The organism is Pyrobaculum sp. (genome assembly GCF_049971835.1).
Lineage (GTDB): Archaea > Thermoproteota > Thermoprotei > Thermoproteales > Thermoproteaceae > Pyrobaculum.
Window position 1 is genome coordinate 1 of the sequence record NZ_JBMFKV010000077.1, and the last position, 9,376, is coordinate 9,376.

The 9,376-nt window shown below is 60.7% G+C and carries 8 protein-coding genes; 7 read left to right on the plus strand and 1 reads right to left on the minus strand.

All coding sequences use genetic code 11. The features are described from left to right. The 7 genes from ACP5J3_RS07860 to ACP5J3_RS07890 all read left to right on the plus strand — a co-directional run. A partial coding sequence (locus ACP5J3_RS07860; protein ID WP_428495180.1) for a M16 family metallopeptidase occupies positions 1-1,078 on the plus strand: 1,078 nt, incomplete at its 5' end. Positions 1,079-1,096: 18 nt separating this feature from the next. Beyond that, positions 1,097-2,440, plus strand: a complete 1,344-nt coding sequence (locus ACP5J3_RS07865) for an ABC transporter substrate-binding protein (protein WP_428495181.1) — start codon at positions 1,097-1,099, stop codon at positions 2,438-2,440. Further along, the gene (locus ACP5J3_RS07870; protein WP_428495182.1) at positions 2,437-3,360 is read left to right on the plus strand and encodes an iron chelate uptake ABC transporter family permease subunit; all 924 of its coding nucleotides are present in this window, start codon (positions 2,437-2,439) and stop codon (positions 3,358-3,360) included. Before ACP5J3_RS07865 ends, ACP5J3_RS07870 begins: the two co-directional genes overlap by 4 nt. Next, entirely contained in the window at positions 3,344-4,000 is a 657-nt protein-coding gene (locus ACP5J3_RS07875) for a metal ABC transporter ATP-binding protein (protein ID WP_428495183.1), read from the plus strand. Before ACP5J3_RS07870 ends, ACP5J3_RS07875 begins: the two co-directional genes overlap by 17 nt. A gap of 47 nt (positions 4,001-4,047) precedes the next feature. Further along, positions 4,048-6,270 carry an elongation factor EF-2 gene (locus ACP5J3_RS07880; protein WP_428495184.1) on the plus strand — a complete coding sequence of 741 codons (2,223 nt, stop codon included), beginning with the start codon at positions 4,048-4,050 and terminating at the stop codon, positions 6,268-6,270. Between the two features lie 103 nt (positions 6,271-6,373). Further along, entirely contained in the window at positions 6,374-7,390 is a 1,017-nt protein-coding gene (locus tag ACP5J3_RS07885) for an extracellular solute-binding protein (protein WP_428495185.1), read from the plus strand. Next, positions 7,351-8,802, plus strand: a complete 1,452-nt coding sequence (locus tag ACP5J3_RS07890; protein ID WP_428495186.1) for an iron ABC transporter permease — start codon at positions 7,351-7,353, stop codon at positions 8,800-8,802. The genes ACP5J3_RS07885 and ACP5J3_RS07890 overlap by 40 nt, the downstream gene beginning before the upstream one ends. Here ACP5J3_RS07890 and ACP5J3_RS07895 read toward each other — a convergent pair. Then, the coding region (locus tag ACP5J3_RS07895; RefSeq protein WP_428495187.1) for an ATP-binding cassette domain-containing protein at positions 8,799-9,376 on the minus strand (578 nt) is incomplete at its 5' end. The two genes, ACP5J3_RS07890 and ACP5J3_RS07895, sit on opposite strands and share 4 nt — an antisense overlap.

Genomic DNA, 9,376 nt, shown 5'->3' on the forward strand with positions numbered 1-9,376 from the left:
GGGGTCGCTGTATGAGGAGGGGGGTAAGAGGGGGGTGACGCACCTCCTGGAGCATATGTTGTTTAGAGTGCCGGGTTTCGACGTGGATGAGGCTGTCGAGCGGCTGGGGGGCGGCAACAACGCATACACCCAGCGGGACTCGCTTATGGTTACACTCGAGGGGATTTCGGAGTCGGCGGCGGGCCTGGTGGAGCTGGCCTATAGGCTGTACACAAATGAGCGGTACGCCGAGGAGGATTTGGAGAGGGAGAGGGCCGCCGTGCTGTCGGAGCTTAGGCAGACGAGGGAGGACCCCTCTGAGAGGGTGGGGGAGCTGGCGCTTAGGGCGCTTTTCGGCGACAGCGACTGGGGCGCCCCCGTCGGCGGCTACCCGGAGACTGTGGAGGCGCTTACCCTGCCCGACCTGCTTGAACACAAGCGTAGGTGGCTGACGGCGGGCAACACGGTGGTGGTGCTGTCAGGCGGCGTGGGGGGCGAGGCGGTGGAGGCGGCGAGGAGGCTGTTTTCAAAGCTTGAGGGAGAGGCGCCCGCGCGCGGCGTGCCCACCGCGGGGGCAGGCCCCGGGAGGGTTGTGGAGGAGAGGGAGGTGGACGGCGTGTACTACGCCTCGGCATTGCGTATAGCTGTGGAGAGCCAGGCCGAGGCCTACGCCCTGCTCCACGGAGCCGCCTTCCACCTAGAGGCGGGGACAAAATCCATTCTGTTTAACGTGGTGAGGAACCCCGGCGTGGCCTACTCCTACTACGTAGACTTCGACGTGGCTGGCGACGTGGCTTTTCTCTTGGTGGCGGTGGAGTCGGCGCGGGGGCTGGAGGAGGCGCGGAAAGCCGTGGCTTCTGCTCTTAAGCCGAGGGAGCCCCCGCCGTACAGGCTGAGGTATTTCGACTACCTCTGGAGGGTGAGCTGGAGGAGTCCTCTCAACAGGGCGATGACGCTGGCGGAGTACCACATCAAGGGGGGCGACGTTAGGCGGCTTGAGGAGGTATTTAGAAAGGCGGCTGAGCGGGGGACGGCGTGGCTTGAGGGGGCGGTGCTGGGGGAGGCCGAGGCGGCCGTAGTCCCCGAAAAATATTTATAATGGTGTTTTCTCCAACTTATGAGTGCGTCTCAAAAAATACTTTACATAACGCTGGCGGTGGCCATAGCGCTTGCGGCGGCCGCGCTGGCGGCGTCCCTCACAGCTCTAGGCAGTTTAAACAGCTCTCTGGGGAGTGTAAATTCTGGATTGTCAAATCTCCAGAATAGGCTTGACGACATAGGGAGCGGCCTCAAGGCATTGAGGGCCGAGGTGGAGCTCTTAAGGTCGTCGCTTGCGGCTAGGGACAGGCAGTTAGCGGCTTTGAACAAGACAGTCGACGACTTGCTGAGGGAGGTGAAGATGTATCAACGCGTGGCGTCGGCGCCGGTGGGCGCGGTGGAGGTGCGCTACGCGAGGCTGTTCAGCGTGGCCTACGACGGCGACGTCTACATCCTCACAGACGCCATGGGGCGGAGGATCCTGCTGGTGCCGAGGGGGATGCAGCAGGACCTCGCCGCGTACTACGTGGCTAAGTACAAGCCGGCTGTGGTGGTGAGGTACCCGGTGGAGAGGGCTGTCTACATGTCCTCGACACATGTTGCCTTGGCCTACAGGCTGTATAAGGAGAGCGGCGAGGTGGGGGTTTTGAGGAGCATCGCCGGTATTATGTGGGGGAGGGAGTACACGTGGCATCTGAAGGAGGTGGCTGACATGCTGGGCAACAGCTCCATCGCCGACGTGGGGCCGGCCTACTCCCCCAACTATGAGGCTATTGCGAAGCTCAGGCCAGACGTGGTGTTTGTATACTTCTACCCCGGTCCCTACGGCACGGAGAGCGTGGTTAAGAAGCTGGATCAGCTGGGCATTCCCTACGTCGTGGTGAACGAGTTCCAGGAGGCTGAGGCGCTGGGTAGGGCTGAGTGGATTAAGTTCATCGCGCCGTTCTACAACCTAACCTGGGTGGGGGTGAGGGTTTTCAACGGCGTTGAATCTAAGTGGAGGAGCCTCGCGTCGCTTGTCGCAGATCTCGACAGGCCGAGGGTGGCATGGTTTATCATATACGGCGGCGTGCTCTACCCGGCGGGCCCCGGCGTGAGGGATTTGATTAGGCTCGCCGGGGGGAGGTACGCCTACGCCAACTACAGCAGGGTGGACATGGAGGTTGTCCTCAAGCATAAGAACGACGTAGATGTGTTGGTGTGGAGCGGCTACGGCGTCGACAGGGTGGAGGACCTCCTGAAGATCGAGCCTAGGCTGAAGGAGCTGAGGCCGGTTATCACAGGCAGAGTCTACGCCTACAGCCCGGCGTACTACCAGCTGGCAAACGCCTACCCGGAGAAGGTGCTGGAGGAGCTCATTTGGATTATACACCCGGAGGTGGCGCCGCCGGGCAACTTCACTCTCTTTCGCCAGTTGAGGTGAGGTCTGTACTCTACATATCGGCGGCGTTGCTCCTCTTTTTTAACCTACTCTGGGGGCCCGCGGGCCTCGACTGGGGGGTTATCGAGGCGGTTAGGGTGCCGAGAGTCCTCGGCGCAGTGCTCGCCGGCGCCGCGCTTTCGCTGGCTGGTTTGTTGCTCCAGACCGCCTTGAGGAACCCCCTGGCCGATCCCTACGTCCTCGGCGTGAGCGGGGTATCGGCGCTGACCGCCCTCTTGTCGTATCTAGCGTGGAGGTTTTTCCATATGCAGTACGTGGGCTACCTCGGAGGCGCGCTGGCCGGCGCGGCCGCCGCCTCGCTGTTGTTGCTTACCCTCTCCACACGGGCGTCTCTATACGCCGTGCTGATTGCGGGGGTTATGACGGCTTTTCTCACGAGTGCGGTGCTTCAGCTCCTCTTGATGCTTCTGCCGCCGGAGGAGCTGGGCTACGTCTACTTGGCTATGCAGGGCTCCTTCGCCGCCTACCCCCCGGGCGCTGTGGGGTACGCGCTGGCGCTGGCGCTCGTGCCTGTCGTGGCCGTTGCCTGGAGGTACTCCAGGTGGATCGCCGCCTACGCCCACGGCGAGGAGGCGGCGGCCGGCCTCGGAGTCCCGGTGAGGAGGGTGAATGTTCTGATCACGGCGCTCGCGGCCGCGGCCACCGGCCTAGCCGTGGCCTCTGTCGGGCCCGTGGGTTTCATCGGCTTAATGGCTCCGCACATAGCTAGGTGGTCTGCTGGTAGCCACAGGTTTGATAAGCTTGTCACGCCCGCGGTGGCCTCGGGCATCGCGCTGGCGCTTCTAGCCGACGCCGTGACCAGGGCCCTGCTCCCTAGAGACGTACCGTCCAGCGTCGTCATGTCGCTGGTGGGCGTGCCCTTCGCAGTGGCCCTCTTCTGGCGTTATGTACGTGGAGTTTAACGTAGTGAAGAGGCTGGGAGACTTCCAGCTAGCCGCCAAGGGCCGTGTAGAGGAGGGGGTGACCTGCGTCGTCGGGCCGAACGGCTCGGGCAAGACCACCCTCATGAAAATACTGGCGGGCCTCTTGAAGCCCGACTCGGGCCGTGTGGAGTACGTGGGCGTGTCCTCCAGGGTGTACGTGGGGGATTTCTACACGCCGCCGGAGGCCACAGGCCTAGACGTGGTGCTGGCGGGGAGGACGAGGTTCGGCAGGCGGCCGGTGGGCCGGGAAGACGTGGAGAAGGCGGCTACGTACGCGGAGTTGCTGGAGGCGGCCGATCTGCTGAAGAGGAGGGTCTCAACCCTCAGCGGGGGGCAGAGGCAGAGGCTTGTGATAGCGGCGGCGCTGGCCTCCGAGGCCGATCTGCTCCTGCTAGACGAGCCCCTCTCCAACCTCCACGGGGACTGGCGGGGGAAGGTCATGGAGGTCCTCCGCGGCTTGTCTAGGGGGAGGCTCGTGGTGGTGTCCACACACCACGGCGACGTTCTTAAGTGTTGCCACTACGTCCTTCAGATGGAAAACGGCGTGGTTGCGTGGCTCGGACCCTCCGCGGATTACCGGCCGCGGCTAGCAGAGGCTGAGTGCGGCGGGCTCCGCTAGGGGCTTGGTAGGGGAAAAGAATATAAATATGTGAGTGAGGCTGGGCGATGTCGTCGGCGGTAAGGGTAGTGGAGAAGCAACTTGACGAAATTCTGGCAATTGCCAAGAACCCGGCGCAGATACGAAACGCCGGCACACTGGCGCACGTGGACCACGGCAAGACCACTACGTCGGATTCGCTTCTAATGGGCGCGGGTCTCCTGTCGCCTAAGGTGGCGGGTAAGGCCCTGGCTATGGACTATGTCCCGATTGAGCAGTTGCGGCAGATGACTGTGAAGGCTGCGAATATTTCGCTGTACTTCGAGTACGGGGGGAAGCCCTATCTAATTAACTTCGTCGACACCCCGGGCCACGTGGACTTCACAGGGCACGTCACGAGATCGCTGAGGGTTATGGACGGGGGCCTCGTGGTGGTGGACGCCGTCGAGGGCGTCATGACGCAGACGGAGACTGTGGTGAGGCAGGCGCTGGAGGAGTACGTCAGGCCGGTCCTCTTCATAAATAAAATCGACCGCTTGATAAAGGAGCTGAGGCTGTCGCCGCAGGAGATCCAGCAGAGGATTCTCACCATTGTGAAGGACTTCAACGCGTTGATAGACATGTTCGCCCCGCCGGAGTTTAAAGACAAGTGGAAGATTGACCCGGGCAAGGGCCAGATGGCGCTGGGCTCCGCCCTCCACAAGTGGGGCATTACGATACCAATGGCGCAGAAAGCCGGGATGAAGTTCAGCAATATTGTAGACGCCTACGAGAAGGGGTACGTGGATAAGCTGGCGGAGGAGTTCCCCCTGTACAAGACAATCCTCTCGATGATTATTGAACACATACCGCCGCCCAACGTGGCGCAGAAGTACAGAATCCCAAGGCTGTGGCGCGGGGAGCTGAACAGTGAGGTGGGCAAGGCCCTACTCGAGGCTGATCCCAACGGCCCCACCGTCATCGCAGTTTCGAAGATTAATAAGGATCCGCATGCCGGGCTTATAGCAACCGGCCGCGTCTTCTCGGGCACAATCAGGGAGGGAGACGAGATATACATCATCGGCAGGAAGATGAAGAAGAAGGTTCTGCAGACCTACATCTACATGGGCCCCTCGAGGATTATAGTGCCCTACATGCCGGCGGGCAACATCGTGGCGTTGATGGGAGTCGACGAGGCTAGGGCGGGCGACACCCTGGTGGATCCGAAGCTGAGCGAAATCCCGCCGTTTGAAAAGATGAGGTACATCTCAGAGCCTGTGGTGACCGTCGCAATAGAGCCGAAGAACCCGGCGGAGCTGGCGAGGCTGGTGGAGGCGTTGAAAGACCTAGTCATAGAGGACCCAACCCTCGACCTAAAGATCGACCAGGAGACTGGCCAGATACTGCTCTCCGGCGTCGGCACGCTCCACCTCGAAATCGCCACGTGGCTCCTCAAGGAGAGGACGAAGACCGAGTTCACTGTGTCGCCGCCGCTCATACGCTTCAGAGAGACCGTAAGGGAGAGGTCCCAGGTGTGGGAGGGCAAGTCGCCAAATAAGCACAACCGCCTCTACTTCTACGTGGAGCCCCTCGACGAGACGACCATCGAGCTGATAGCCACGAAGGAGATTACGGAGGAGCAGGATCCCAGGGAGAGGGCCAAGATCTTGAGGGAGAAGGCCGGCTGGGACACCGACGAGGCGAGGGGCATATGGGCAATCGACGACAGGTACTTCAACGTCATCGTGGACAAGACATCGGGCATCCAGTACCTCCGCGAGATTAGGGACTACATCGTCCAGGGCTTTAGGTGGGCGGTGGAGGCCGGCCCCCTGGCCCAGGAGCCCATGAGGGGCGTCAAGGTGGTGCTCGTAGACGCCGTGGTCCACGAGGACCCCGCCCACCGCGGACCCGCCCAGATAATGCCAGCCACAAAAAACGCCATATTCGCGGCGGTGCTCTCGGCGAGGCCGACGTTGCTAGAGCCTTTGATGAGGCTCGACATCAAGGTGGCGCCTGACTACATAGGAGCTGTGACGTCTGTGCTCAACAAACACAGAGGCAAAATCCTAGACATGACCCAGCAGGAGTACATGGCGTTTCTAAGGGCTGAGTTGCCGGTGCTCGAGTCCTTTACCATCAGCGACGAGCTCCGCGCCGCCGCCGCCGGTAAGATCTTCTGGTCAATGCAGTTCGCCCGCTGGGCCCCCTACCCAGAGTCGATGCTCGCCGATTTCGTCAAGCAGATTAGAAAGAAGAAGGGGCTCAAGGAGGAGATTCCAAAGCCCACCGACTTCGTAGAAGTCTTCTAGTCAGTTTAGAAACACCTCTTCACTTTTCGTGTCACGGCCGTTTCATCATATGCATCAATCTGCTTAGAGATTAATTTTTTAAAATCTATAAGTCTACAGTGGCATGTCTATAAGAACCATATTGGCGGTTTTGGCCATCGTCGCCGCCGTCGTGGCTGTGTACCTGGCCTTCACAGCCTTTCAGCAGACCACGGCGAAGAAACTGGTCATCGTGGGGCCGGCTGGCATCCGAGATCTGGGGGTGGCGCTGGCGAAGAAGTTTAGCGAGAAGTACGGGGTAAACGCCACGTTTGTGCCGCTGGGCGGGGCCGTGGAGATGGTGAACGAGTTGGTGAGGAATAGGGACAACCCGCCTTGGGACGTGGCGATCGGTATTCCCGAGTTCTACTACACAGTGCTGGTGGAAAAAGGGGTGTTGTACTGCCCAGATCTCAAGGTGGAGGGGGTGCCCCGGGAGGAGTTTTGGGACCCCCACCACTGCGTCTACCCGCTTGACAAGTCCTACATAGGGATTGTGTACAACGCCACGGCGCTGGAGAGGCTGGGGATAAAGCCGCCGGAGACCCTCGACGACTTGCTGAAGCCCGAGTACAGAGGCCTCGTGACATACCCAAACCCGGTGCAGTCCGGCACTGGTCTAGCGGTCTTGTCTTGGGTGATGTCTGTAAAGGGCGAGGATGAGGGCTGGGCCTACTTGAAAAAGCTGGCGGGCCAGATATCTAAGGTGGGGTACCCAAGCGGCTTTACACCGCTTAGAAACGCGTTGAAGAGGGGCGACGTATTGGTGGCTCTGTCGTGGTTCAGCCACGCCATTGACCCCGGGACGCCCCATATGAAGGCCTCGACGTACAGCGCCTTTTTGTACAGAGAGGGGGTTGCTGTGCTTAAAAACGCGAGGAATAGAGAGCTCGCCGTGGAGTTTGTGAAATTTGCCTTGAGTAAAGAGGGGCAGGACTTGGTTGATCCCTATAACTACATGTTGCCCGTCAGGCCCGACGCCGTAGTTAAGAACAACATCGGCCTGCCGCAACCCAAGTCGGTGGTGGTTTACAACCCGGCCCTCGGCTCAAAAGCCGACGAGTGGAGGCTGAGGTGGCAGAGAGAAATCGCCACTGGGTGAGGCCGTATCTACTTCCGCCTCTTTTTTTCCTAATTGCCTACACGACGCCCTACGCCCTTCTCCTCGCCAACTACGGCGTGGCCCTTGCCGTGGACAGCTACACGCTGTGGGTATTCGGATTTACGGTGGCGCAGGCGCTTCTCTCGGCGGCGCTGTCGCTGGCGGGAGGCTTTGCCCTGCTACCCGCCTACCTACGCCTGCCCTGGGCGAGGGCCGTGGCGCTTTTGCCTTTCTTCGCCCCGGCCCTCTCCACCGTAGACGCCTTGATTAGGCTTCACGGAGATGTTATGTACAGCCCCTGGGGCGTGGTGCTGGCGCATGGGGTTTACTACGCCCCCTACGCCGCCTTGTTGCTGGAGGCAAACGCGCGGTCTATACCGGCGGATCTCCTCGACGCCGTAGATCTATACGCAAGGAGGGCCGCCGCCAGGCTGAGAATTTTCATGTATGAGCTAAGGCCCGCAGTTCTCTACTCCTTCTACACCGTCTTTGTATTTAGCTTTCTGAGTTTTACCACGCCGCTCCTCCTCGGAGGCCGCTACCCCACCCTGGAGCTCCTGGTCTACATCTACGCCACCTCTTTCGCGTCGTCGAACCTAGTCTCCACAACAGTACTTCTCACCCTAGCCGTTTCGCTGGCTTTGGCAATTCCATTTTTTAAGCTACCTGCCCCGCCCTCTGCAGAACAGGCCCCCAGGCCCCCGAGGGTGGGCGCAGTGGCGCTTGCGGCGTCGGCCGCCGTGTTGGCGTACTACGTCATCTTGAGCTTCTACCTCTTCCAGCCCCTTGCACAGCCGAGGGGGCTGGGGGAGCTCGTCCAGCCTTTGACCACAAGCGTATTGGTGGCGGTCCTTTCTGCAACCGCGTCGCTTATGGCGGCGATCTCCTTCCTGGTCGCGGAGTCGGCGGGGGAGAGGCACCCCGTGGCTATATATATAGTTGCTATCTCTCTCTCGAAGAGTCTCTTTGCTCTGGGGTTCTTCCACCTAGCACAGCCGCTGTACGGCACGGCGCTTATACTAGCCGCGGCGCACACGCTAGTTATCACGCCCCTAGCATACTCTCTCATTAAACCCGCTTGGGAGAAGATACGGCAGGACGTAAGAGAGGCTTGTGTCCTCTACCTCGGGCCGTTTAAATGCGTGACTAGAATCGCTACGGAGATATTGGGGCCCACCGTACTGCAGACGTGGCTCATGTCACTCGCCTCTTCTCTATCCGAGACAACTCTTGCCCTGATTCTCACAACCGGGGGATCCGAGACCCTGTCCGCCGCCGCCGTGCGGCTCCTCACATCTAGGGCACCCGACCTCATAGAGACAGGGCATTTCTACTCGGCGTTGCTAGCCACCATAGTACTGGCCACCCTAGCGGCTTCTAGACTGGTGAAGACGAGGCCCTTTACCATTTAGCCAGGAAAACAGCGGCTCTTCACCACGTCGAACTCCACTACGTCGAGGGGCGGCTTCTCTGGCCATATCAATCTCACACGGCTCCCCCCGACGTCTACCAACACCTCATGCCGCCCAGCCCTGTACCAGACGGCCAAGACGACGCCTCTGTAAGTGGCGCCGGGCTTCACGTCCCACGGCCTGAAGTACAAGACCCCGCAACCACTAGGCAGTTTGTTGCTGTAGCCGAGGAACTCGGCGACTCTGGGATTCGGCGGATTTTCGAAAAGCTCCACCGCGCCGCCGTCGGCCGCCACCCTCCCCTCCATAAGCACGACCACTCTCTCCGCGATGTACGTAGCCTCCTCGAAGTCGTGCGTTACGTACAGAACAGTGCGCCCCCTCGACGCCTCGTAGATGTAGGGCAGAACCTCCCCCCTCAGCGGTATGTCCAGAGCCGTGAGAGGCTCGTCGAACAGCAGAACCCGCGGCTCAGCCGCGAGCGCCCTCGCAATAGACACCCTCTGTTGCTGACCTCTGCTGAGCTGGGCGGGGTACCTATGGGCGAGTTTCGAAAGTCCCAACCTCTCCAGAA

Coding starts and splice junctions, on each gene's coding strand:
- ACP5J3_RS07865 (WP_428495181.1), top strand. CDS start 1,097: ATGAGTGCGTCTCAAAAAATACTTTACATAACGCTGGCGGTGGCCATA.
- ACP5J3_RS07880 (WP_428495184.1), top strand. CDS start 4,048: ATGTCGTCGGCGGTAAGGGTAGTGGAGAAGCAACTTGACGAAATTCTG.
- ACP5J3_RS07885 (WP_428495185.1), top strand. CDS start 6,374: ATGTCTATAAGAACCATATTGGCGGTTTTGGCCATCGTCGCCGCCGTC.
- ACP5J3_RS07875 (WP_428495183.1), top strand. CDS start 3,344: ATGTACGTGGAGTTTAACGTAGTGAAGAGGCTGGGAGACTTCCAGCTA.